Origin of the sequence: Bacillus cereus group sp. MYBK15-3, assembly GCF_051916765.1 — a bacterium.
GTDB classification, from domain to species: Bacteria; Bacillota; Bacilli; order Bacillales; family Bacillaceae_G; genus Bacillus_A; species Bacillus_A cereus.
The window spans coordinates 245,590-265,894 of record NZ_JBQAHG010000006.1; the positions used below are offsets into that span (position 1 = coordinate 245,590).

Consider the following 20,305-nt stretch of genomic DNA (forward strand, 5'->3'; position numbering starts at 1 on the left):
AACAAAAGATATATAACGAAAACAGGAAAGGGAGCGGTCAATATGACAGAAAGTCCATTAGATACATTACAAGGTGCGGAGGATTATAAGAAAAGTCTTGAGGGTTATATAAAAGAAATCGAAACCGATATTCTAAATAAAGGTAAGAAGTTGACTAAGGCGTTAGAGAAGGCAGCTAAAAAAGGTGATTGGCACGATGTATCACATTTAAATCATATGATAGGGTTAAACTTACGTCACAAGCAGAAGTGGGAAGATAAGTTACCCGAGGCAAAATACTTTATTGAACGTGCGGGATGGATAGAGTCAGGACGAAGAGTTATTGTTGATTTCTTAGACCGAGTTTTCGAACACGATATGAGATGGTACAGAGACATACAGGAGAAATATGGGAAGGACGTTATGACGGACAGTGAACGTAGTAAATTAGTGCGTGAAGGAAAAATCAGTAAGGCAGATGTCTCATTTGTAGTTAAGACAGAACTAGAGGCGGAACGTTGGTTTCGTTTAGATATAATCCAGAGGTATTACGGGATAATTGGTAGAGTAGAAAAGAAAGCAGGAAAGATTGTTGATGCTTCCCATTTACATATTAACGCAAAAGGTGGTATCGATGGTTATGTAGTGGGGGAGATTGCAGAGGTTCAGTTGAATACTATTCCTGCGGGTGGCGAGATACAGCGTTTCCATTATCGTACTTTGGTTAAAGAGGTCAAAGGTAGTCGAAAGTAGCGGTCTTAGGGGATTTCCCCTATTGACCAAAGTATATAATGGTGGGATAAAATAAGGAAGGTACTATAAGGGGGTTGGTAGGATGGTGTTAAAAGACGAAGAGCGTAAGCAGGATATTTCCGATAGTATTAAAGATATTGAGGAAGTTATTGTTAAGTACAGTAAGGAGTTAGCAGTAGCTGCAGATAAGGCTGCGGTTAGTGGTAACTGGGGTGAGGTAAGGAATCTGAATAGACTAATCGGTAAGAGTTTGAAAACAAAACAGAGATTGGAAGATACGTTATGGAAGCTAGAGATACCTCTACATAATAGCCATGTTAGAGTGACTGTAGAGGAGTTTGATGAATACGTGTATTTGGCAGCGATTGAGGTGTCTCCCGGTTATAAAAACAGGGGTCATGGTAGCAAAGCGTTACAAAAAGTTATTGATTTCGCTGCTTCTAGAAAGAAACCACTACTGGCGTTTGTTACAGGTGAGTTGGGCGGCGATGTAGAGAGGTTAAAGGTTTGGTATAAGCGATTCGGGTTTTATGAAGAACATAACGTGATAAACGCTGAGTACAACTACAACTTTAGGAGAGATTGGTAGGGTTTCTATGTATGGAAAAGTAGCGGATGTATGGTACAAGGATAAGGAATATCGGGTGTTTGTAACCTGTACGTTTAGGGATACACCGGAGGATTTGAGTCGGATGGGTTTGTACAGGTTGACAAACGCTCTGTTAGAGAATCCAGAGCTTACAGTAGATGAAGTTGTGGATTTGATAAACGAAGGAAAACTCTAGGGTTTTCCTTTAAAAATAGGAATATAGGTAAAAGATTTATTTTTGATAACAATGATGAACATGAAAAACAAAAGGCGGTATATACTAACCTTAACAACAAGTTAGCTGCATGTTTTCTAGTATGTGCGGATAAGAAGATTAGTAATATAAATAAGCCTAGTTTTAATAGCTAAGTACATGAATATGTGTTTACGGACTAAAATAAAGGAAGTCTGGGGGCTAATATATTGTATAATGTGTATAGAAAAATATTGAAAACAATAAAAACAAAAACTATAAAAGGAAGAGGGAATTACAAATGAAAAAACAATATAAGAAGATGGTTGGGGTTGCCGCAACTGCTGTAATGGCGGTTACAATGGTATCAGGAGTAGCACAAGCACAAACAGTAGATACATTAAAAGTAGGTGAGGCTGCTTATGTACAAGGAGTAGCACAATACAATGTACCTATTACATTTGATAAACCTGAGTATACTGTTAAAAAGGGAACACAAGGATTTGTACATAACTTAGTAGATATTTTAGGGTTAAAAGCTCAGGTACAGACTTCAGAAGGCATTAGAAATCTAGATTACTATGTGAAGTACGATGTTAATTCTGTAGATGTGAATCAAGTAGGGGATTATCGTGTGATGTTTAATTTAGATAAGACGGACGATAATGGGTTAGCTAGATTTGTAGGTAAAGGTGAAGCTGTAGTGCATGTTGTGGAGTCAGGAAAGCCTATCATTTCGTTTAAGACTGAAGATATGGTGGCATATGTAGGGGATACATTTAACCCTGCTGATTACATTAAAGCCATTGATGACGAGGATGGAGACATTACGGGTAAGGTTAAGGTGTTCGATTTAAAAACATGGAAGCCGCTAAGCGTACTAAGTCAAGAGGGCGACTACAAATTACAGTTTACGGTTAAAGATAGTGATGGGAATCTGGCTGTGGAGGAAAAAATCTTAAAGGTGTTACCTAAGAAGCAGGTAGAAGACCAAGCACCTGTGCTGAACGTTCCGGGCGAAGTTACAATTACTGAGGGTTCTGAGTTTAAGGTGATGGATGGCGTAACTGCTAACGATAAAGAAGATGGGGATATCACTTCTAAAGTAACGTACAGCGGAAATGTAGATGTAAACGTACCGGGAGTGTACGAGGTTACGTATAAGGTTGTTGACTCAAAAGGGCATGAAGTTACAGCAAAACGAAAAGTAACAGTAGAAGTTAAACCAGAAGTTAAGCCGGAAGTTAAACCGGAAGTGGATGGTTCAGCATTTACAGATGTTCCTAAAGATAGCTGGGCTAAAAAGGCAATCGACCAATTAGCAAAAGACGGGTTGGTTAAAGGTTACGGAGACGGACGCTTTGGTTTTGGAGATAACGTGACTCGTGGTCAGGTAGCTTCTTTAATCAGCCGCCATCTGAAACTAGCAGATGTTCAAGGTGGAACAGAGTTTGGGGATATTAAAGGCGATATCTTTGAGCAAGATATCAAGAATGTAAACCATGCAGGGATTATGGTTGGTGATGGTTCTGGTAACTTCCGTCCAAACGATGGATTAACACGCTACGAGCTATCTGCTGTACTTAAAAAGGCGTTTAAACTAGAGGCTAAAGGGATGGAAAACTTTGCGGATGTACCTAAGGGACATTGGGCATATGATTACACTCGAATCCTTCTAGGTAACAATATCTCAAACGGTATGGGAAATAACGAGTTCGCAGGTAACACAGTAGTAAAACGTGAGCAATATGCACAGTTCTTATATAATGAAATTGTAAGAAAGGCATAAATCGCTATACACGAGAGTATGTAAGTTAGCGGGGGTTTAGGTACTCCCGCTATTTCTGTATAAAATACTAGGGAAGTAATGGGGGTTTACGATGTCGGCTTGGTTTAGTGACTTTAGGCAAAAGCTGCAGTACACAAAATATGATGAGGATAAGACAAAGGGGTTGCTCGATACAATAGAGGAGCTTGATGAGTTTACATTTCGAGATATGCCGGGGTTTAAGAGGATACATACAAAGGAAAATGGTAACGATATTACGCTTTTTATTAAAGTAAGTAAGGATAATCGGATACAGGAAGTGTATGTAAATAACGGAAAAGTGTACAATGCACCTAGCGATTTAGCTACATGGGGTTGTCTAGGCGGGATAGCGGTTATTGTGGCTCTTGTAGGGTGGTTTTTAGTTTCTGTGGTGTCAGTCTTCATGGATGGTGTAGAAACGGACACAACGCCCGACAACCCGTATATAGAGGATTTTAACGGTGATGGTTTAGGAGGAACAAAAGAAGACCATGATATATACCATAAATACTACAAGTAGAAGGTGGTTATTGTGGAAAAACCGTATAAGAGTATAGAGTCTGGGAGTTATCCTCCATCTGTTGTCCCAGAGGATGAAGAAAGTATATGTAAAGCGGTGTACGAATCTTGTTCCATCACTTTTCGGTTTTTTGAAGATGAGGGGTCTGCTGACCAATTTGTGGGTATGTTCCCTAAATACGTAAGGGTAAAAACGTGGAGTGAGATGGGTTTGTCGGGTACTTCTGGAAATAAGTCTAAGAGTTTCCATGTTTTGTTCCATGTGAGTAATGAAGTGACTAAAGTTACCGGAGAGAGGAACGAAGCAGGAGATAAAAGGCTGAAAGGGTTATTGAAAACGTTAAAGAGATATAAGCTGATTTCGTAAAGAGGTCGGCTTCTCTATTGCTTTACTATTGACTAAAATATAATAAAATGGTATAGTAAAGGTAACAAGTTAAGTAACAAATGGAAGTAAAAAGTGTGTTATATAAACTAATCGGAGGGAAAGAAAATGGCAAAAACATTCACTAAAGTACGTAAATGGGTAAAAGAACAAGGGCATGAAATAGAAGATAGAGAAGCGTATGGGGATGAAGTTTGTGTGGTTATTCGAGCATCTCTAGGAGACCGTGTACTTTCTTTCCGGTTAGAGCAACGTGAAAGCACAATTTATCATAGCATTCGAGGAATGAAGGGTGACCCAAAAGGTATGTACTTATCGGTTATTGGTAAGCGACGTTGTTCTAGTATGTTGCAAAGTTCTCAAAAGGAAGCAATTACTGAAATGGAGCGCTTTATTGCTGAAGAAACAAAGAAGGGTAATTAATGGTTTAATAAATATAGATACTCGAGAGGGGCTACAGGTAATGGCAAAGACAAGAAATAGATATTATAATCCAAATCCTAAAAAGAATGATACAAGCGACTGTGTAGTTAGGGCGCTTTGTAAGGCTACGGGTAAGGACTGGGATACGGTATACAATGAGTTGTATGCTATAGGTTTTGAGTTGAAGGTAATGCCAAACGATAAGGATGCGTGGCGAGAGTATTTAAAACGAAACAATTTCATTGAATATAAGATTTCAAATAAGAAGGGGACAAAACGACCAAAAGTACAGTCATTCGCAAGCAGTAACAAGGAAGGTACGTTTGTATTGCAGGTAGCAAAACATATTGTGACTTGTGAAGATGGGTATTTCTATGATACGTGGGACTGCGGGGGTTCAGCACTGTACAGTTACTGGGAAAAGGCAAGTGCGTAACAAAGCGGAATAGAGAGGAGATAGAATCATGAGTTTTACGTGGGAGCAAATGTTAAATTACCTTAAACAGTTTAATGGGAAGTTTTATCATAGGGATAACGAAGAGGGTGTATTGGAAGCAACAAAAAAGATTGAGGAAATCTTAAAACGTTTCGGGTTTCAGTACCATAGTTCTTTTAACATGAGAATACGTAAATTTAGATGTAAAGATACTTCATGGTTCTATCGTTTATATAAAAATGAGCATGACTACATGGAGATACAGGTAGGTTACGTTATTCAAACAAAACCGTACGGTAGGGGAAGAAATAAGAAGACGTATGTAACTGGATACGAGGGTATGTGCAGGGTTTATGAGGAGGTTAAGGAAATCAATCCAAGTACAGGAAAGCCGTATCAAATCGGAGATATAAAACATGTTAATGCGAACTATTCCTTGATATTGACAGATAGAGGATGGAAAAGCGGAGATTGATATGTGGGGGCTTTCTTATTAGTTCTATATAAGAGAATATTGACTAAAATATAATATTGTGGTATACTTTAGGTAATAAAGCGATATGTAAATTACGGGAGGTTTTATAAATGAAAGTATCAAAGGCACAAGAAAAAGTATTACAGGCGTTGGTAAATCCGTTTAGCGAAAACGTGTTACGTCACCCATCTGATGCGTATAATCAACGAACAATAGGTAGCCTTATTGAAAAAGGTTTAGTAGAAAAGTATCACTATCAAGGGTTTTTACATGGAGCAATTCGATTAACTGCTGCGGGTAAAGAGTTACTAAAATAATTATTGGGGGTAATGGTTTATGGAGAAACATTGGTATGGTTATACACTAAGAGGGTGCAGTCCGGGTTGTCAGCCTAGAGATTTTGTAGATACAGATGAGTCATTTGGAAAATTCGGAGCGGTTGCGTATAACAGGGAATTAACGGAACAGGAATTAGACAATTACGAGTTATTCGTAATTCCGGAAGCAGATGCGAAGATGTTAGGGGAAAGTAAGTAAACAGTAGGGATTGGAGGAGGGGTTGCTATGAAAGGAATATCGAGACCGCAGTTGTCAGTTTTGCTGCTTATGTACAAACAGAATTACAAACTAATTTGCAATGAGGGTGCTGATTATAAGTGTTGGTTAGAGGATGAGAACGGCGTAAAACTGCCATATGTCATAAACCGAAATACCGGAAATTCACTACATACTGGTGGTTGGGTTGAGGGAGATATGTCTGTCGCTGTACGTGGTAATAAGTTCTATCATAAGCTTACAAAGAAGGCTAAAAATAGGTTGGAGTTTTGGTACGGTTTCCCGTCATACCGCCGAGAAATGGACAGTTTATTGACCATTTTACATCGGAAAATGCATGTTAAAGAGTCAGTAAAAACAGTGAGGTGAGTATGTAGATACTCACTTTTTTGTTTGAAATGAACAAGAATTAGGTAGCGGGAATAAAACAAAGAAACAAGAAAGGGGAGTGTAATTAGGTGGGTGTAAAGTTGAATTTTGCACTACAAGGAGACGCAATAGTCTCTATAGACGATAGGTTATTGCGTGGTGTGATTTATACATGTCCTCATTGCGGTGAGGATGTCGTGTTTCGAAAAGGGAGCAAGCGGGAACACCATTTTAGTCATAAACCTGATAGTCAGTGTTCGGTCACAAAGGAGACGTTGTTGCATTTTGAGGCAAAGCATTACATATCGAGGGCTATTAAGAGGGGCGAAGATATAAAATTAGATATAGGGTTAGATTACTTTCCATCTAGAATTAAAAATGTGTTTTGTTCCTTAGGGGTAGAGGATTATAAAATTTCAGTCTTAGATGTGTTAGCACATTACAAGAAGGTTAGGGATATCAGTATTGTTGAGTACCCTGTAGGTGATTATGTGGCTGATGTAGGGGTTTTAGGCGATTATAATGCTGTGGATGTGGTTGAAGAAGATATGAAGCCTTTTGTGTTCGAAGTATTTGTGACGCATAGAAACGAAGATAGTAAAGTTAAGTATTTTCGGGACAGTAATATACATTACATTGAGGTAGTTCCGGTCAGGGTTGGAAAGGATTTTGTATTCCAAGTTGAGGATTGTTTTATTTCTGAGTTTATTGGTAGTATAGCGGGGGATATTTCAAAGAAGGTGACGGATGTTTGTTACGAGGAGTTTAAGTCTGATGTGTTGCGGGTAGCTGAACAGAGGTTAACAGATGAGTTGTTATCTAGTTACAAAGATAAGGCATTTTCAGAGGTGGAAAGGAAGTTGAAGGCGGTTAACTTAAGGGACTTTATTAATGGGCGCACGTATAAGAAAATGAACAGTATTGAGGCGAAGGTATATAAAAGAAATGTAAGTAGAAGGGTAGAGTTGTTGGGGATTTCTTATCAATCAGGTAAGGATGACAAGCAATGGTTAACCATCAATAACTCGTTTATTGTGGCAAATGAAAGAAATCTATTATATGCTCTTATATCAGAATTGCAACAATTCTACGCTATGGAGGTTCTTGTTGATTATGGTGGCGGAGGTAGATATGCAAAAGCAGTAGGGATTAATGTGTTGCTGCCTAACAGTACAATTATAGGTGAGGAGTTACATAAGGTGTTAGATTCTGCGGTTTCTGCAGTTAAAAAAGGTTGGGTAGAGAAAGAAATAGATGACTATGATTTTATTGACTAGCAGGTTTACCCTGCTTTTTCCTGACTATCTATTGACTAAAATATAATAAATTGGTATAGTATAAGTAACAAAAGGGAACAAGAAGGGGTTGCAGTGGTTATGAAGGATACAGTAGTTCGAGTAATAGATGAAAAGAAGGATAAGGGGCTTGATGTAATCAGTAAGTTGTTGGCAAGTCGCCATTTAGATAATGGTGATAGAGCAAGAGTGCAGGTGGTTCGCCGTGAGTTTTCAAAACTGGTTAATGCGAAGGGGCGTAAACAAAGGTTAGAAGCTTATGTAAGAGCTGCACGAACACTTGATAGTTTTAAGAGTAAAGAGGATGTAGCAGTTGAAGTAGGTGAAAAAGTATCCATATTGCGTTCGTTAGTTGAGGATTTGCGCTCATTATATTGGTTTGTAGATGCAGTAAACCCTGCTGAGGATTGTATAGGTAGGGAAAAGGTAGACAAAATATTGGCTCGTGAGTGTGTGGCGTAAAGCAGTGCACAACCATATGTGTTTGGAGGTAAAGGTATGAATAGTCGGGTAACAAAGAAACAAAACAAGAGGTTAAAGGTCGCTATTCGGGAACTAAACAACGATGTAGCTGCTGATTTAGGCGATGAGCCTATTCCTGATATAAAGGTACTGGAAACATTCAATAAGATTAAAAACAAGCCAGAATCGGTAAATAAAACGCTTAGAGATTACCGTAAATATATAGTAGGAAAGAGGAGATAAGTAATGAGAAAAATATATAATGAGAATCCGCCAAAAGACGGAGTAAAGTGGATAGTAAGGAATTTGAAGATATGTTTCAGCCGTGATGGGATTATCGAGGCTTGCAATAAGAACATTGAGCATTGGTTAGATAACGGGGTTAGTGAGGATGACAGAGGCGTTCAGTTTATGAGAAATCTAATTAATGAGATGTATGTTAACTCACACGCTATGATGTTTACCTATTATTCTGAAAAGCTAGAGGAATATGAGAATGCGGAAATAACTAGCAAGTAATTGCTTGATAAGGGTGTACGTGTTTTTAACACGTATAAAGTGTAAAATAAAACCAGTAGAGCGTAATAGGTAATTGTTCTACTGGTTTTATTTTTATTTATCTTGTTTTATTCAACTAATATAGAAAAAGGATGAGGTCTATGGATAAGAATAAGTTTTTAGTAGAATTACATGAAGATATAAAAACACTTACAGGTGGTATAGGGTTTACGGTTGAGTCTATTTCGGATACAGAGGGTAAATTGCAGAAATATTTTGATGTTATGAAAAAAGTTATAGAGCTTCCGGATATAGGTAGTCCTAATACGGTTGAAAGGGTCACTGAATTAGATGGTTCAACAAACAATACAGAGGTTTCAGAGGTCAAGAAGGCTTATGTTTTCGAAAGAAGGTTACGTGGAGGGCAGTTACAAGGAAAGGATTGCTTTGTTCCGGAGCAAATAGTTAGGGATTTAGAGATTGAACATGGGGATTTATTATACGCCGTTAATGATGGGTTAACAGGTAAAGGAAAACCGAAGCATAGATTCGAAGTAGCGGAGAGAAGAAATATGCCACCAAACGAGGACAGGGTTGTTATTCCTTACGCTCTTGTAGATACAGACTTTGAAGATGGTTGTCTTTGTGTAAAGATGGATATGTCAAGAAAACCAATCATGGTTAATGGGAAAACAGCAACGTTGCGACTACCTGAGGGAGATGTAGAAAACTTAGGGGTTGCAAGTGGGGATGCGGTTGATGTGGCGTATTCTAAAAGCAACCCTGATATCGTAAGGGTTGTTTGGAGATATGACTCTGATTTTGTTATGGATTTCTCAAACACAGTTACATTTTCTAAGACAAAGGAAAAGGTGAAAAAGTCATACCAACAAACATTGAAAGGTAAGACAGTCCTTATGGTTGGTTTTGAACCTGGTCGTGCAAGAATGGAGGAAGAGGTCACAGCTCGTGGCGGGAAACTTCTTTGGTTGCATGGTAAAAAAGAGCGTGAAATCACTATACGTAAGAACTTGGAAAAAGCAGATGTGGCTATCCTAATGTTAGAGTTCATCGGGCATGGTGGTAACGGTAGCGGAACAAAAGGGATTGTGAAGCTTGCTAAGGAAATGGGTGTTAAATTTGCAAGTATGCACCCTTTAGGTCGTTCCATGTTTATTAATAAGGTATATGAGCAGCTAGGGATTACTACAGCAGAAGATAAAACAGTTGTTAATAGTTAAGGGATGAGGGGTAAATTTACCTCTCTTTTTTGATAAACTGAATAAGGAAATTCAAGTAACATCCTTGTATAGTAGAGAGTGTAAAGGATGTGTAGGTTATGACTTCTGGAGATATGTTACTGATTATGATTAAGTGGGTAGGTATTTACCTATTGGTAGGGATTAATGTGGTGCTTATTTACAACGAAACAGTTATTAAGGAAATGGCTGATGGTGTAAGTGAGACTACCCCATTTGATTATAAAATAATATACGGAGTTCTTATTTCGATGGTGATGATATTTTGGTTGCCTTTTGTCATTTGGGATATCGGAATGGATATAAAATTCGCTATTGAAAATCTATTGGGGTATGGGGACGATGAAGAAGATGATGATGAAGACTTGGACGAAGATGAAGAAGACGGTGAGGGTTTAGAGGACACTGGGGATTCAGAGTTAGATAAACATAAATAAAGAAGGTAATAAAGAGGTGAAGAACTGTGGGGTTTAGTTTTACTGATGCAAAAGAGAATCTAGTGAGTGTATTGCAGAGTGAGCAGTTAACCGAGGATGGTCGTAAAAATGTGCAAGAGGTTATAGATTTATTCGATAAGGTAGTTAAGAGGAAAGAAGATAAAGATAGGGTATTTGCAATGGGTGTGAAACTTACGAATGAGTCTGGAGTGAGTGGTTTGCCACGGCTCTTTAGTGCGTGTCAGTCTTTGTTTGGTAGCGTACCGAAACAATACGAGTTAGCGGTGGAAGATTTAGAGACAACACAGAGGTTGCAAGAGGATATTTTACATTCATTAGAGTTAGATAAGGACGTTGACTTCGAACAGGCAGGAAAAGACTTAAATGCGGTAAGACAGCATAGGAGACATGCGAAAGATTACATTGAGTTAACAAAACCTATCTGGGAGTTAGCAAAAAAACATGAGGGAATTTTAAATGAGCTTGCGCAGGTACAGGGGCATGTGAGACAGGTTAAAGAAAAGCATGCCGCTAGGGTATACACGCCACGGGAGCTTTCTTCCTTAGCCGTAGCGTTTAAGCTTGCAAGTGCGCCAAAAGAGGAAGAAGGTGCAAAAGGAATGGTGTTACAGAAAGAGTAAGAGGTGGGTGTATATGCCGCCTTTTTTACTGCCGAAATATTGACTAAAATATAATAAACTGGTATAGTATAAAGAAAGAACAGACAGGGGGATTTGCTGTGAAATATAGACCCAAACGATTAGACCATTCCAGTAAGTACGGGTTAAAGCCGGAACAGTTCGAAAAAGATATAGAGGAAAATCAACGTAAACATGTGGAAAGGAAGAAGAGATTTAAACAAACACTGGTTGATTTAATCAATGATACAACCTATCAAGAGGATAATTTTCATTTAATCTTGGAGTGTATACGTGAAATAAAGGAAGAGAACCAAAAAGAAGCAGGGTGAAATTTGGTAATTATGGGAAAGTATGTAGAGCGTTATATAGGAAGGGTGAGGGTGTAATGTTGAGACAACTTAGAGAGAAAGTGAGTACAGAGTTGGCAGAAGTAGAAAAAGGAGTTCTTGAGCTTGGGGACAATCGAGATACAGTAGAAGGGAGAAAGCTTCGTGGGAGGTTAGATGGGTATTCTGAGATTTCTATAATACTAGAGAAAAGAGGAATCAAAGAGTTACAAAAGCAAACAAGTAAGTGGCTGTATGTATCTAGGGATTGGGAACGTAGTGTAGCTAATGTTCTAAGCGAGGATGAGTTAGCGTTCTTTAGCGGTAGAAAAGCAGTATTTGTGGAGATAAATAATATGTTGGTACATAACGGAGTTATAGGTTAATGAAAGCCTATGGCTCTTTTTTCTTTATATTATTGACTAAAATATAATAAACTGGTATAGTATAAGTAACAAAGGAAAACAAAAGGAAATAAAGAAACGGGAGGGGTTACATAAAATGGCTGTAGATATGATTAAGGTTGTAGATGAAGGTCTTGCACTAGAGAGTGTGAAACGTGGTGAAGAGTTAACAAATTATTTAGTGGAAGGTAAGGTTGAAAGTAAGGAAAAATCAGAACGACATCACGGAAGATACCTTGCATATCATGAGGTTAATAGTTTACGTATGAGAGGTAAACAGGATGAGCTTTGGAAGTGGTTACATATTTGGAAGCAAAGAGCTAAAAAGTATATCAGATGGTACAAGAAAGATGAGAATGTTGACGAGGTTGCGGTACACACAGGTAAACTTGAAGTAATTACTGAGTTACAAAACATGTTCATACAGTCTGGGAAAGTTCAGGCTACTATTGTGGAAATTAAAACAGTGACAGGACAAAACATGTACTATCTTGAGGACGCTATAGGGAATCGTTTCAAAAAACGAGGGAATGAAATCAAAATGATAGGGGATGCGGTTAGTCAAATACCTGCAGGTGTAAGTCCTGCCGAGGCAGCAATTGGTCGTGAAGTTTTAATTTTAAAATAAGGGAGAGGTACATATGATACCGTTTAATTTAAAAGTAGAGAAATATAAAAACCATCCAATGGACAACAAGTTCGGGATGATTATTACAAATACACCGTATGCAAACTATCCAGTAACGATTGTCGATAATAGTGAGGAGGTAGAGGATGGGAAATATACTCGTAAACCTGCTTTATGTTTACTTCACTTATCGGAGAATGTAAGAACGTATACTAGGTTAAAGTTGTTTTCTGAGTTCCTGTACGTAAGTTTCGCGTGGAAAGAGCCTACGTATAGAATGTATGAGTACAAGAAAGAAGAGCTTTCAAATGAAAAAGTGATTGCTATCTTGCATGGGGTGTTATACGGTCTACAGCCAAGGTTACAGACTCGTTCGTTGGTTGGTTGGAAAAGCGAGAAATTAGAAGATGACCCGAATTATTATGTAGGGCATTATGTGTTAAACGATGAGGAAGAGTATACAGTCTTTAAGTGTGGTAAGAAATACGGGTTCGTTAAAGGGAGATATGATTATTCCAAACTACTTGAAACGTCCGACAATTGCCTGTACGTGGGAGAAATCGATTTTGAGTTATATGCCTTAGCGGTCGAGGTACATGAGCGTAGGGGTCGCATTGTAACACAGACAAACCAAATGTTAGATGAGGGGAAAGAGGACTCTATTCTGGAGTACCGTGATTTAAACAAAAAGCTAAAAGGGTTATTGGTAGAAAAGAGTTATTGTTAGTTGTTGAGAAGGTATGTACCTGATGACTTTTTAAATATAAGGAGGTTGCACATGTCTGGGTATATAGGAGTACAAGACAGTTCAAAAGAAACGGTGTTTAATAAGCTAAAGGAATTGGAGAAAGAAATAGTAGAAAAGATACATAAGGCAGATAAAGGTTCTGTTGAGGAATCAAAATACCATGAGGCATGGACTGTATGCCTTTATGTATTGCAGCACGTAGGTAGCGGAAAATATACCTTAGCGGATGTAAAAGAAAATGTTGTCGATATTATCAATTCTGCGGGTGACGTAAAGGATGAAACGGATAAGGAAAAACAAAGAACTGAGTTCCTTTTAGAAGCGTTTAAGGAGGTACTTAAGGTATTTGAAGAAAACGATGCTTAAAATATAATAAACTGGTAGATTATTAAGTAATAAATAAATAAAAATTACGGGGGAACTAGCATGATTCGAGGCAGATTGTATAAATCACAATATGCAGGTAAAACAGTTTATGGAATTTTTACTGGGGTATTAGATGAGGTGTGGGGTACTTGGGTACAACACGATAAGGGTGAGCCTGAAGCAATTGAAATTTCCTTATTGGAGGAAATGACATCCGAGGATTGGAAACAGCTGCAGGAGCTAAACGAGACATTACAGGGACGTAGAGTAAGTGTAGGGTTAGAAACGAAAAAGCGTGAAGCATCTGATATGGCGGTAACATCCATACAGCTAGGCGATAAAGAGAAGTTCGAATACTGGGATGGTATGTGTTCTGCATATAAGAAAGTGATTCAATTCTATGAGGATTTACCTGTAGATGAGGTGATTGTACAGGTAGTAAAACTTGCAGGTAAGAGCAAAGATGCGGAACAAGATTCTCTGAAGACGGGAGCAAGTCTAGCTGCTAGTCACTCTAAAGGGAGATACGAAGCATACGAAGAAGCACTTAAAATTGTAAAAGAAGCGTAAATATAGGGACTATGTTATGATTGTATCGGCGGTTCTAGTAGAAGGAGCGGGTTTGGTCACCTGCTTCTTTTTTGTTTATCTATTGACTATAATATAAAATTATGGTATATTTAAGACAAGGAAATTAAGGGAAAACATAAGGAGGAAATTAAGATGAAAGTACAAGAAAAAATGATAGAAATTAAACCAGAGTTACATAAAGAGGTAGGTAGACTTAGCAACGCTTTAGTAGTGGTTAAAGTCTATGATTGGTCTGAGCGTGGCGAAGATGGTTTTGACGTTGAAATATTCTGTTATGATGCAAACAATCCAAAAGAGTATATAGAGTGTTGGGTAACGAATACGTATACAGCAGATGAGGAAAAAGATGCTATGAATCGTGCGAGAGCTGTTCTACGTACGGTTAAGAACTGGTTTGAATACGATAAGGAAGTCACAGTTGAAGAAAAGGTTGTGAAGTACACAGCGTAGGTCTGTGTGCTTCAGTCTTATACAAAGGGGGTTCAAAAGATGCAGGTGATTGGGTACGGTGAGCGTAAAAAGGTTCAAAACGAGGTTATTGAGAAAACGGTAGATGTTGTGGAAGCAGTAAAGTCATTAACGAAAAAAGAACAGGTCGAGTTGCAGTATCTATACATGTTGGGTTACCGATACATTGCAAAAGATAAGAATAGAGCTGTACAGGTATGGGAATGCAAGCCGGAACGTACTCCGGTATTTTGGATGTCAAAGGAAGTATTCCCAGTAAGAAAACAGTTTTTAGAGTATGGACAATACTTATTTGTTGAATGGGAACATACACCGGTTAAAATATCGGACTTAGTTGATGTTTCTGGACTTACTAAATAAAAGGAGTGGTTAATGTGGCAGATGTACTTCATCCATTTTACTGTACATTTTGTGGGGAAACGTTAAAAACAAAAGAAGAGTTTGATAAGCATTATCAAGAGGAAATGGACGAGTTTAATAAAAGGAACGAGTTAAGTGAGGAACAGGTATTTGATTTAGTGTATAACGAAAACAATTACTAAGGTAAAGAGGTGTAAAGGGTGACAAAACACGTTTGTAATGAAATGGTCGAGGCTAACAAAGAGTTACCTAACTACGACGAGGTTTCTGTAGAGAAAGATGATGAGTTAGGTATTTGGATTATGGGAGGTCAGATGGGGAATGAAGGTTTATGGTGTCCCGCTAATTACTGTCCTTTCTGTGGTAAAAAGCTAGCGGACTTAGAGGAGGAATAGGTCATGATTAAAGTAAAAAAGTTTGCGGATGGTCTGTATACGCCGTGTGATGACTGTGAAAACATAGCAAACAATCGGGTCAAAATTGCAAAGGTAAAGGTTGAGTTATGTGATAGTTGCTTGGAGGAGTTAGTAGGTAAAATTGAAAACCGTGAAACAATATCTTACGATTTTCCAGAAGACTGGCGATAGTTCAAAACTTGCAGGGCTGTCAGTTACATCTTGTTGTAAATAGATTAAGGTGCGGAGAAATATACGGGAATACATAAGGAGGAAGATGAGGATGTACATTTACAAAATTAAATTAGGTGACCCATTTTCTAGTAGTGACTGGGGTTGGGAAAATCTATGTCATGTTACTGATTTTACTGAAGAAGAATTTAAAGATGTACTAACAAAAGCGGTTCGGTTTGCTAAGTATGAAGGTAGAACTTTAGATGTAAACAATATATGTGAAGTATTGTGTAAAGAATACGGGTTCACCACAATTGAGGACAACACTACGATTTCTTATTCTATAGATGATATCTTGGCTGAGGTTAGCGAGGAGACTCGGTAAGAAATAACTAGCGTAATGCTAAAATCGTTAAATAGTAGCTTATGATTTTTAGAAAGATTGGTAATGGTTGTGGAAGATAAAAACATGTTTATACAAACTAGAGTTGTTGAGTATTTCCAAGAGCTGTCTAGTGAGGGGAAGCAGGTAAATGCTAGAGAACTAGGTGAAATGCTTGTAGAGTGGGAGTACCATTGGGGAATGAGGAAAGTTCAAGAAGGGGCTAAATAAAGCCCTTTTCTTATGGGAAAATATTGACTAAAATATAATAAATTGGTATACTAAGAGTAGAAAATAAGCGGAGAGGTGTTTAGAGTGAAAAGAAGATTGCTGTTTGGTATGGTTGGTGGGAGTCATAATCATGGGTTGGATGATGATACTTCGGATGTAGATAAAAAGGAATTTTATGTACCTACGTTTTTAGATATGTTCCACAATGTCAAAATTGAAGATACAAAAATTGGCGAAAGCGTAGATGTAGTGGTTAAAGATATTCGGAGTCTAGTCAACTTATTTACGAGAGCAAACCCAGACTCCATTGAGATTTTATTTTCTAAAGAGTTTACAACAAACGAAGAAACTGAGGAGTTTTTCAATCTGTTGTACAACTTGAGGGACGATATTGCCAAGATGAATTTACCGGGGTTTATTTCTTGCTGCTTAGGGACAGCGTTGAACAGTATGAAATGGGCGGAGAAAACGGATGATGAGTCTAGAAAAGGTAAAGAGTTGATGAGGGCGTATCGTGTACTGGATTTATTCCTTAAGTATTACGGTAATGGGTTTACGGATTTCGGCTCTGCTCTTTTATATAGCGGCGAAGAGCGAGAATTTATGCTACGTATTAAGAGTGGGGAAATCCCGTATGACGAGGCGTTAAAGCTAGTTAAAGGTAAAGAAAAAGAGGTTCTTAATTTAAAAGAAGAAATTTTCAAGAATCATAGCGAAGAAGAATTTAAAGAAACAAAGAGACAACTAGAGGCTGTTTTAGAGGCTGTAACAATGGAGTTTGTCGCTAGGGATTTGAGCGTGGCGGGGTCTAACTAAAGACCTTGCCTTTAAACTGGATTACTATTGACTAAAATATAATAAAATGGTATATTATAACTAACGAAAACAAAGAACTTGTAAACGAGAGGGAGAAATAAAATGGGTGAGATTAAAGTAATTGAAGAGTTTCCTGATAAAGAGATAGTTGCTTCTGGGAGTATATCTATCGCAGATAGCGAATGGATGACAGATTTTTATGTAGGTGATGATTTTAAAGGTAGTTGGGGTGATATTGTTTCTTTCGCCTGTGAGGTGTTAGGGAGTCAAAACACTTGGTTAATTGCACCTAAGTTATATAACCGTGGGTGGTCAAACAGTGGATATGTAGGTTGTATTTACGATAAGGAAGTCGATTTCCCTGTTGATTATGTTAGTGGTGGTAAAAGGGTTAATCTTATGAAGTCAAATTCACATCCTCAATTATTTTTCGGGTTCGGTAAAGATGAGTCTTGTGTGTTTGAGGGTAGTTGGGGGCATATGGTTGCTTTCGCTTGCGAGGTGCTTGCTTGCGACAACACAAAATTAATTGCTCCAGAATTGTACCGTGAGGGTTGGAAGAATGAAATGTACCAAGACAAAATAGCTAAATATGAAGTACGGGACTAGGGGGTTTAACTCCTTAGTCTTGGAAGATGTCGGTGATAAGCGAGAACAACATACAGGGTTTTCAGTAAGTTACACTTAGGTTAGAAAGCATAGGGAGTGTTGGTTATGGATTATAACTTAAATGAAGTACATAAAAAGGCGATACGTATTTTGATGAAGCCAAATCCAAAATTTAGAGACGGTCATCCGGGTTACACGTTCTCTGGGGAGTTAGGGATTGCCGTTCGACAACTAACAAAAATGGGTTTGGTTGAGAGGGTACAGCATCTACCTACGGGCGGGATGTTATATCTAACACGTCAGGGAAAAGTAGTCGGTAACACGTTTAAATATGAACATGTGTTAAAAGGGTTGCAGGTAAGCGATGCGCAGAAGAAGGTGTTATACAAACTAAACCATGCGTACCATCGACCACATCCAATTGAGGAGTATAACAAACGAACAGTACAGTCATTATTAAATAAAAAATTAATTGAGAGATATCCATGTGAGGGTTGTCCAAAAGGGGCAGTACGGTTGACAGGGATAGGTCTTAATGTATTACGTGCGCTAGGTTAAAAATAAATCTGAGATGTGGGGGTAAATAAGGTGAAGAGTATTGATGTAATTGAGGATTATTTAGCGGGCGAAGAATTCGGTTATCCTGAGTGGTTAATGTATTTAGTGTCAGCGGAAGAGGTTCATCAGAATTATGAAAATGTAAAAACGTTAGGAACAATAAAAACCGATGCGGTGTTGCAGTACGTGTATCGCACGTTGCAGGTGTTGGATGGGTTAAATATAGACGAGGAATTGTATCAAATTATTGAAACGGTTTTAACATATAGCGAACTAGCAAAGGCAGGGTCTTTAAAGCAGCGTGAAGAGTGGATAAGTAAAGGGTTTAACTTGATGATACACAACGAGGGTTCTGCTGATATTTATAAAGATATTTGTCTGGGTGACGACGAAGATGAAGATGATTTACAGGATACATATTATGCGTTCATCAGAGACCTAATTAGAACACATGGGTTAATTGGTCAGTATATTCGAGGTGAGGCTCGTTTAGAGTCCCATTACGAGTTGGTACATGCACATAAACAAAAATATGGTGTGGAAAAGCTAAAGGATGTGTTACGTCATTTGAATCACTGCATTATTGCGGGTGTGTCTGAGTCTCTATGGAATGAAGTGAAAAATGATGTGGTTATTGCGATTGAAGGTATTTTTGAGGGACATAAAGAGCCGTTTACGTCACGTATACATAGGTTAACAGCAAAACATAATGAGTCGGTCAGTGAGAAACTTGATATCATGGGTAGACAAAAATGGGATATCAAAAACTTTTTAGCAAATAAGGACTTATGGTATGTAGAACCTGCTATGCATTCGCTTAGTTTCGAGGATGTTTGGACGGTACTTGTTCTGGTTAAGAAAGCAGTCGGGGATAAGGATGTACGTCATATCCACTTTGAGAAACTAATGCAGCAATTACATTACGATTTTAAAGGTGAGAAGAAGGATAACGTGTACCGTAAACGAGTTATTGAGAAGTATTTACGTGAATACCGTGAAACGAAAAACCCGGATACAACGCATGTTTCGTTTGAGGTTGATATTGACGAGGAAATGAAAACGGCGCATGTTTCGTTCCAGTTCTCTGGTATGGGTGAGGCGATTATAACGTTCTGTGTAGAGGCTGAGAAGGTCGATATGATGCATGCAAGGGCGACTGTAATGCTGTTTGATTTCTTTGGGTTACGTAAAGATGCCTATGACCGATTCCACAACGAGGAAGTGTATTTGGAACATATGAATAGTTCAGCCGATGATAAACGAGTTATTCTCGATTACCTTAAAGGCGAGACGATTGTAGATGTGGGACCCGGTGGTGGAGTCATGTTAGACATGATTGAGGAAGAAACCGAGGGTAAGAAAATCTACGGTATTGATATTTCTGAAAACGTAATTGATGCACTTAAAAAGAAAAAGCAGGATGAGTCACGCTCTTGGAATGTCATTAAAGGGGATGCGTTAGAGTTTAGCGGCTCGTTTGAGAAAGACTCCATTGATACAATCGTGTATTCTTCTATTTTACATGAGTTGTTCTCGTATATTCCTTATGAGGGTAAAAAGTTCAACCATGATGTAATTAAAAGGGGTCTACAAAGCGCATACAACGTTTTAAAGCCGGGAGGTCGTATTATTATCCGTGACGGAATTATGACCGAAGACAAAGGGTTAAAACGTGTGATTCGCTTTAAAGATGCGAGCGGGATGAAGTTCTTAGAACAGTACGCTCATGAGTTTAAAGGTCGTGAAATCCGATATGAGGTAGTGGCAGAGAATACAGTCAAAATGTTGGTTAACGATGCGATGGAGTTTCTATACACGTATACATGGGGTGAGGAGTCCTTCGCTCATGAGGTACAGGAGCAGTTCGGAATTTACACGCCAAACGAGTACAAAGAATGTGTAAAAGAAGTATTTGGGGATAAGGTACAAATTGTGCAGGCAATGAGTTACCTGCAGGACGGGTATACATCACATTTAAGTAAACAAATTGATTTTGAAGATGAGTCAGGAAACGCAGTAGATTTACCAAATAGTACGTTCTTTATGGTGTTAGAAAAAGCGGAGTAAGGGAGTTGTTGGGTGTGCCTACATTTTCATTGCTTGTACAAATACCTAAGGGTGTTCGACTGGATGGTGTTAAGGGTTACATTGGAAGAGTCCTAGAGCCTTAC

General features: G+C 38.4%; 35 protein-coding genes. All 35 read left to right on the forward strand.

Annotated elements, in window-relative coordinates; translation table 11 throughout:
* Positions 1-42: 42 nt before the first annotated feature.
* Positions 43-732, forward strand: a complete 690-nt coding sequence (locus ACTFR8_RS23620) for a hypothetical protein (RefSeq protein WP_440028341.1) — start codon at positions 43-45, stop codon at positions 730-732.
* A gap of 82 nt (positions 733-814) precedes the next feature.
* The gene (locus tag ACTFR8_RS23625; RefSeq protein ID WP_440028344.1) at positions 815-1,321 is read left to right on the forward strand and encodes a GNAT family N-acetyltransferase; all 507 of its coding nucleotides are present in this window, start codon (positions 815-817) and stop codon (positions 1,319-1,321) included.
* Positions 1,322-1,815: 494 nt separating this feature from the next.
* A complete protein-coding gene (locus ACTFR8_RS23630) occupies positions 1,816-3,303 on the forward strand; it encodes an S-layer homology domain-containing protein (protein WP_440028347.1) in 1,488 nt (495 codons plus the stop codon).
* Positions 3,304-3,394: 91 nt separating this feature from the next.
* A complete protein-coding gene (locus ACTFR8_RS23635) occupies positions 3,395-3,844 on the forward strand; it encodes a hypothetical protein (RefSeq protein WP_193635468.1) in 450 nt (149 codons plus the stop codon).
* A gap of 12 nt (positions 3,845-3,856) precedes the next feature.
* Positions 3,857-4,210: a hypothetical protein gene (locus ACTFR8_RS23640; RefSeq protein ID WP_440028349.1), complete on the forward strand. Its 354-nt coding sequence runs from the start codon at positions 3,857-3,859 to the stop codon at positions 4,208-4,210.
* Between the two features lie 126 nt (positions 4,211-4,336).
* The gene (locus tag ACTFR8_RS23645) at positions 4,337-4,651 is read left to right on the forward strand and encodes a hypothetical protein (protein WP_440028352.1); all 315 of its coding nucleotides are present in this window, start codon (positions 4,337-4,339) and stop codon (positions 4,649-4,651) included.
* Positions 4,652-4,691: 40 nt separating this feature from the next.
* Positions 4,692-5,087, forward strand: a complete 396-nt coding sequence (locus tag ACTFR8_RS23650) for a hypothetical protein (RefSeq protein WP_221660497.1) — start codon at positions 4,692-4,694, stop codon at positions 5,085-5,087.
* A gap of 28 nt (positions 5,088-5,115) precedes the next feature.
* The gene (locus ACTFR8_RS23655) at positions 5,116-5,562 is read left to right on the forward strand and encodes a hypothetical protein (protein ID WP_440028354.1); all 447 of its coding nucleotides are present in this window, start codon (positions 5,116-5,118) and stop codon (positions 5,560-5,562) included.
* A gap of 110 nt (positions 5,563-5,672) precedes the next feature.
* A complete protein-coding gene (locus ACTFR8_RS23660) occupies positions 5,673-5,879 on the forward strand; it encodes a hypothetical protein (protein ID WP_221660499.1) in 207 nt (68 codons plus the stop codon).
* A 19-nt stretch (positions 5,880-5,898) separates the two neighbouring features.
* Entirely contained in the window at positions 5,899-6,099 is a 201-nt protein-coding gene (locus ACTFR8_RS23665; protein WP_221660500.1) for a hypothetical protein, read from the forward strand.
* Between the two features lie 27 nt (positions 6,100-6,126).
* A complete protein-coding gene (locus tag ACTFR8_RS23670; protein ID WP_221660501.1) occupies positions 6,127-6,486 on the forward strand; it encodes a hypothetical protein in 360 nt (119 codons plus the stop codon).
* Between the two features lie 161 nt (positions 6,487-6,647).
* Positions 6,648-7,763, forward strand: a complete 1,116-nt coding sequence (locus ACTFR8_RS23675; RefSeq protein ID WP_440028357.1) for a competence protein CoiA family protein — start codon at positions 6,648-6,650, stop codon at positions 7,761-7,763.
* Between the two features lie 99 nt (positions 7,764-7,862).
* Complete coding sequence (locus ACTFR8_RS23680) at positions 7,863-8,243, forward strand: hypothetical protein (protein WP_221660503.1); 381 nt, start codon at positions 7,863-7,865, stop codon at positions 8,241-8,243.
* A gap of 36 nt (positions 8,244-8,279) precedes the next feature.
* A complete protein-coding gene (locus ACTFR8_RS23685) occupies positions 8,280-8,486 on the forward strand; it encodes a hypothetical protein (protein WP_221660504.1) in 207 nt (68 codons plus the stop codon).
* Between the two features lie 3 nt (positions 8,487-8,489).
* The gene (locus ACTFR8_RS23690; protein ID WP_440028360.1) at positions 8,490-8,762 is read left to right on the forward strand and encodes a hypothetical protein; all 273 of its coding nucleotides are present in this window, start codon (positions 8,490-8,492) and stop codon (positions 8,760-8,762) included.
* Positions 8,763-8,902: 140 nt separating this feature from the next.
* Positions 8,903-9,982, forward strand: a complete 1,080-nt coding sequence (locus ACTFR8_RS23695) for a DUF2325 domain-containing protein (protein ID WP_221660506.1) — start codon at positions 8,903-8,905, stop codon at positions 9,980-9,982.
* Positions 9,983-10,080: 98 nt separating this feature from the next.
* On the forward strand, positions 10,081-10,437 hold the full coding sequence (locus ACTFR8_RS23700; protein WP_440028362.1) for a hypothetical protein: 357 nt from the start codon (positions 10,081-10,083) through the stop codon (positions 10,435-10,437).
* 26 nt (positions 10,438-10,463) lie between these two features.
* Complete coding sequence (locus tag ACTFR8_RS23705; protein WP_440028365.1) at positions 10,464-11,078, forward strand: hypothetical protein; 615 nt, start codon at positions 10,464-10,466, stop codon at positions 11,076-11,078.
* Between the two features lie 98 nt (positions 11,079-11,176).
* Entirely contained in the window at positions 11,177-11,407 is a 231-nt protein-coding gene (locus ACTFR8_RS23710; RefSeq protein WP_440028367.1) for a hypothetical protein, read from the forward strand.
* A 56-nt stretch (positions 11,408-11,463) separates the two neighbouring features.
* A complete protein-coding gene (locus tag ACTFR8_RS23715; protein WP_221660510.1) occupies positions 11,464-11,790 on the forward strand; it encodes a hypothetical protein in 327 nt (108 codons plus the stop codon).
* Between the two features lie 115 nt (positions 11,791-11,905).
* Positions 11,906-12,436 (forward strand): hypothetical protein, encoded by a 531-nt coding sequence (locus tag ACTFR8_RS23720; protein WP_440028370.1) that lies wholly within the window; start codon positions 11,906-11,908, stop codon positions 12,434-12,436.
* A 13-nt stretch (positions 12,437-12,449) separates the two neighbouring features.
* Positions 12,450-13,163 (forward strand): hypothetical protein, encoded by a 714-nt coding sequence (locus ACTFR8_RS23725; protein WP_440028372.1) that lies wholly within the window; start codon positions 12,450-12,452, stop codon positions 13,161-13,163.
* A gap of 51 nt (positions 13,164-13,214) precedes the next feature.
* Complete coding sequence (locus ACTFR8_RS23730) at positions 13,215-13,550, forward strand: hypothetical protein (RefSeq protein WP_440028373.1); 336 nt, start codon at positions 13,215-13,217, stop codon at positions 13,548-13,550.
* 60 nt (positions 13,551-13,610) lie between these two features.
* Positions 13,611-14,120: a hypothetical protein gene (locus ACTFR8_RS23735; protein ID WP_440028376.1), complete on the forward strand. Its 510-nt coding sequence runs from the start codon at positions 13,611-13,613 to the stop codon at positions 14,118-14,120.
* A gap of 153 nt (positions 14,121-14,273) precedes the next feature.
* Positions 14,274-14,591, forward strand: a complete 318-nt coding sequence (locus tag ACTFR8_RS23740) for a hypothetical protein (RefSeq protein WP_440028378.1) — start codon at positions 14,274-14,276, stop codon at positions 14,589-14,591.
* A gap of 39 nt (positions 14,592-14,630) precedes the next feature.
* Positions 14,631-14,969 (forward strand): hypothetical protein, encoded by a 339-nt coding sequence (locus tag ACTFR8_RS23745; RefSeq protein ID WP_440028381.1) that lies wholly within the window; start codon positions 14,631-14,633, stop codon positions 14,967-14,969.
* 14 nt (positions 14,970-14,983) lie between these two features.
* A complete protein-coding gene (locus ACTFR8_RS23750) occupies positions 14,984-15,151 on the forward strand; it encodes a hypothetical protein (protein ID WP_440028383.1) in 168 nt (55 codons plus the stop codon).
* A gap of 18 nt (positions 15,152-15,169) precedes the next feature.
* Positions 15,170-15,364 carry a hypothetical protein gene (locus ACTFR8_RS23755; protein ID WP_440028385.1) on the forward strand — a complete coding sequence of 65 codons (195 nt, stop codon included), beginning with the start codon at positions 15,170-15,172 and terminating at the stop codon, positions 15,362-15,364.
* Positions 15,365-15,367: 3 nt separating this feature from the next.
* Positions 15,368-15,556: a hypothetical protein gene (locus ACTFR8_RS23760; RefSeq protein ID WP_440028388.1), complete on the forward strand. Its 189-nt coding sequence runs from the start codon at positions 15,368-15,370 to the stop codon at positions 15,554-15,556.
* Positions 15,557-15,647: 91 nt separating this feature from the next.
* A complete protein-coding gene (locus ACTFR8_RS23765; RefSeq protein ID WP_440028391.1) occupies positions 15,648-15,923 on the forward strand; it encodes a hypothetical protein in 276 nt (91 codons plus the stop codon).
* Positions 15,924-16,007: 84 nt separating this feature from the next.
* The gene (locus tag ACTFR8_RS23770) at positions 16,008-16,151 is read left to right on the forward strand and encodes a hypothetical protein (protein WP_440028392.1); all 144 of its coding nucleotides are present in this window, start codon (positions 16,008-16,010) and stop codon (positions 16,149-16,151) included.
* Positions 16,152-16,235: 84 nt separating this feature from the next.
* Complete coding sequence (locus ACTFR8_RS23775; RefSeq protein WP_440028395.1) at positions 16,236-16,967, forward strand: DNA polymerase beta superfamily protein; 732 nt, start codon at positions 16,236-16,238, stop codon at positions 16,965-16,967.
* 102 nt (positions 16,968-17,069) lie between these two features.
* Positions 17,070-17,576: a hypothetical protein gene (locus tag ACTFR8_RS23780; RefSeq protein ID WP_440028396.1), complete on the forward strand. Its 507-nt coding sequence runs from the start codon at positions 17,070-17,072 to the stop codon at positions 17,574-17,576.
* A gap of 105 nt (positions 17,577-17,681) precedes the next feature.
* On the forward strand, positions 17,682-18,134 hold the full coding sequence (locus ACTFR8_RS23785) for a hypothetical protein (RefSeq protein ID WP_440028399.1): 453 nt from the start codon (positions 17,682-17,684) through the stop codon (positions 18,132-18,134).
* A 15-nt stretch (positions 18,135-18,149) separates the two neighbouring features.
* Positions 18,150-20,201 carry a class I SAM-dependent methyltransferase gene (locus tag ACTFR8_RS23790; protein WP_440028401.1) on the forward strand — a complete coding sequence of 684 codons (2,052 nt, stop codon included), beginning with the start codon at positions 18,150-18,152 and terminating at the stop codon, positions 20,199-20,201.
* Positions 20,202-20,305: the final 104 nt, after the last annotated feature.

Excerpts from the sequence above, each read along its gene's own strand:
- ACTFR8_RS23620 (WP_440028341.1), top strand. The coding sequence starts at position 43 with ATGACAGAAAGTCCATTAGATACATTACAAGGTGCGGAGGATTATAAG.
- ACTFR8_RS23625 (WP_440028344.1), top strand. The coding sequence starts at position 815 with ATGGTGTTAAAAGACGAAGAGCGTAAGCAGGATATTTCCGATAGTATT.
- ACTFR8_RS23630 (WP_440028347.1), top strand. The coding sequence starts at position 1,816 with ATGAAAAAACAATATAAGAAGATGGTTGGGGTTGCCGCAACTGCTGTA.
- ACTFR8_RS23635 (WP_193635468.1), top strand. The coding sequence starts at position 3,395 with ATGTCGGCTTGGTTTAGTGACTTTAGGCAAAAGCTGCAGTACACAAAA.
- ACTFR8_RS23645 (WP_440028352.1), top strand. The coding sequence starts at position 4,337 with ATGGCAAAAACATTCACTAAAGTACGTAAATGGGTAAAAGAACAAGGG.
- ACTFR8_RS23650 (WP_221660497.1), top strand. The coding sequence starts at position 4,692 with ATGGCAAAGACAAGAAATAGATATTATAATCCAAATCCTAAAAAGAAT.
- ACTFR8_RS23655 (WP_440028354.1), top strand. The coding sequence starts at position 5,116 with ATGAGTTTTACGTGGGAGCAAATGTTAAATTACCTTAAACAGTTTAAT.
- ACTFR8_RS23660 (WP_221660499.1), top strand. The coding sequence starts at position 5,673 with ATGAAAGTATCAAAGGCACAAGAAAAAGTATTACAGGCGTTGGTAAAT.
- ACTFR8_RS23665 (WP_221660500.1), top strand. The coding sequence starts at position 5,899 with ATGGAGAAACATTGGTATGGTTATACACTAAGAGGGTGCAGTCCGGGT.
- ACTFR8_RS23670 (WP_221660501.1), top strand. The coding sequence starts at position 6,127 with ATGAAAGGAATATCGAGACCGCAGTTGTCAGTTTTGCTGCTTATGTAC.
- ACTFR8_RS23680 (WP_221660503.1), top strand. The coding sequence starts at position 7,863 with ATGAAGGATACAGTAGTTCGAGTAATAGATGAAAAGAAGGATAAGGGG.
- ACTFR8_RS23685 (WP_221660504.1), top strand. The coding sequence starts at position 8,280 with ATGAATAGTCGGGTAACAAAGAAACAAAACAAGAGGTTAAAGGTCGCT.
- ACTFR8_RS23690 (WP_440028360.1), top strand. The coding sequence starts at position 8,490 with ATGAGAAAAATATATAATGAGAATCCGCCAAAAGACGGAGTAAAGTGG.
- ACTFR8_RS23695 (WP_221660506.1), top strand. The coding sequence starts at position 8,903 with ATGGATAAGAATAAGTTTTTAGTAGAATTACATGAAGATATAAAAACA.
- ACTFR8_RS23700 (WP_440028362.1), top strand. The coding sequence starts at position 10,081 with ATGACTTCTGGAGATATGTTACTGATTATGATTAAGTGGGTAGGTATT.
- ACTFR8_RS23715 (WP_221660510.1), top strand. The coding sequence starts at position 11,464 with ATGTTGAGACAACTTAGAGAGAAAGTGAGTACAGAGTTGGCAGAAGTA.
- ACTFR8_RS23720 (WP_440028370.1), top strand. The coding sequence starts at position 11,906 with ATGGCTGTAGATATGATTAAGGTTGTAGATGAAGGTCTTGCACTAGAG.
- ACTFR8_RS23725 (WP_440028372.1), top strand. The coding sequence starts at position 12,450 with ATGATACCGTTTAATTTAAAAGTAGAGAAATATAAAAACCATCCAATG.
- ACTFR8_RS23730 (WP_440028373.1), top strand. The coding sequence starts at position 13,215 with ATGTCTGGGTATATAGGAGTACAAGACAGTTCAAAAGAAACGGTGTTT.
- ACTFR8_RS23735 (WP_440028376.1), top strand. The coding sequence starts at position 13,611 with ATGATTCGAGGCAGATTGTATAAATCACAATATGCAGGTAAAACAGTT.
- ACTFR8_RS23740 (WP_440028378.1), top strand. The coding sequence starts at position 14,274 with ATGAAAGTACAAGAAAAAATGATAGAAATTAAACCAGAGTTACATAAA.
- ACTFR8_RS23745 (WP_440028381.1), top strand. The coding sequence starts at position 14,631 with ATGCAGGTGATTGGGTACGGTGAGCGTAAAAAGGTTCAAAACGAGGTT.
- ACTFR8_RS23760 (WP_440028388.1), top strand. The coding sequence starts at position 15,368 with ATGATTAAAGTAAAAAAGTTTGCGGATGGTCTGTATACGCCGTGTGAT.
- ACTFR8_RS23765 (WP_440028391.1), top strand. The coding sequence starts at position 15,648 with ATGTACATTTACAAAATTAAATTAGGTGACCCATTTTCTAGTAGTGAC.
- ACTFR8_RS23770 (WP_440028392.1), top strand. The coding sequence starts at position 16,008 with ATGTTTATACAAACTAGAGTTGTTGAGTATTTCCAAGAGCTGTCTAGT.
- ACTFR8_RS23780 (WP_440028396.1), top strand. The coding sequence starts at position 17,070 with ATGGGTGAGATTAAAGTAATTGAAGAGTTTCCTGATAAAGAGATAGTT.
- ACTFR8_RS23785 (WP_440028399.1), top strand. The coding sequence starts at position 17,682 with ATGGATTATAACTTAAATGAAGTACATAAAAAGGCGATACGTATTTTG.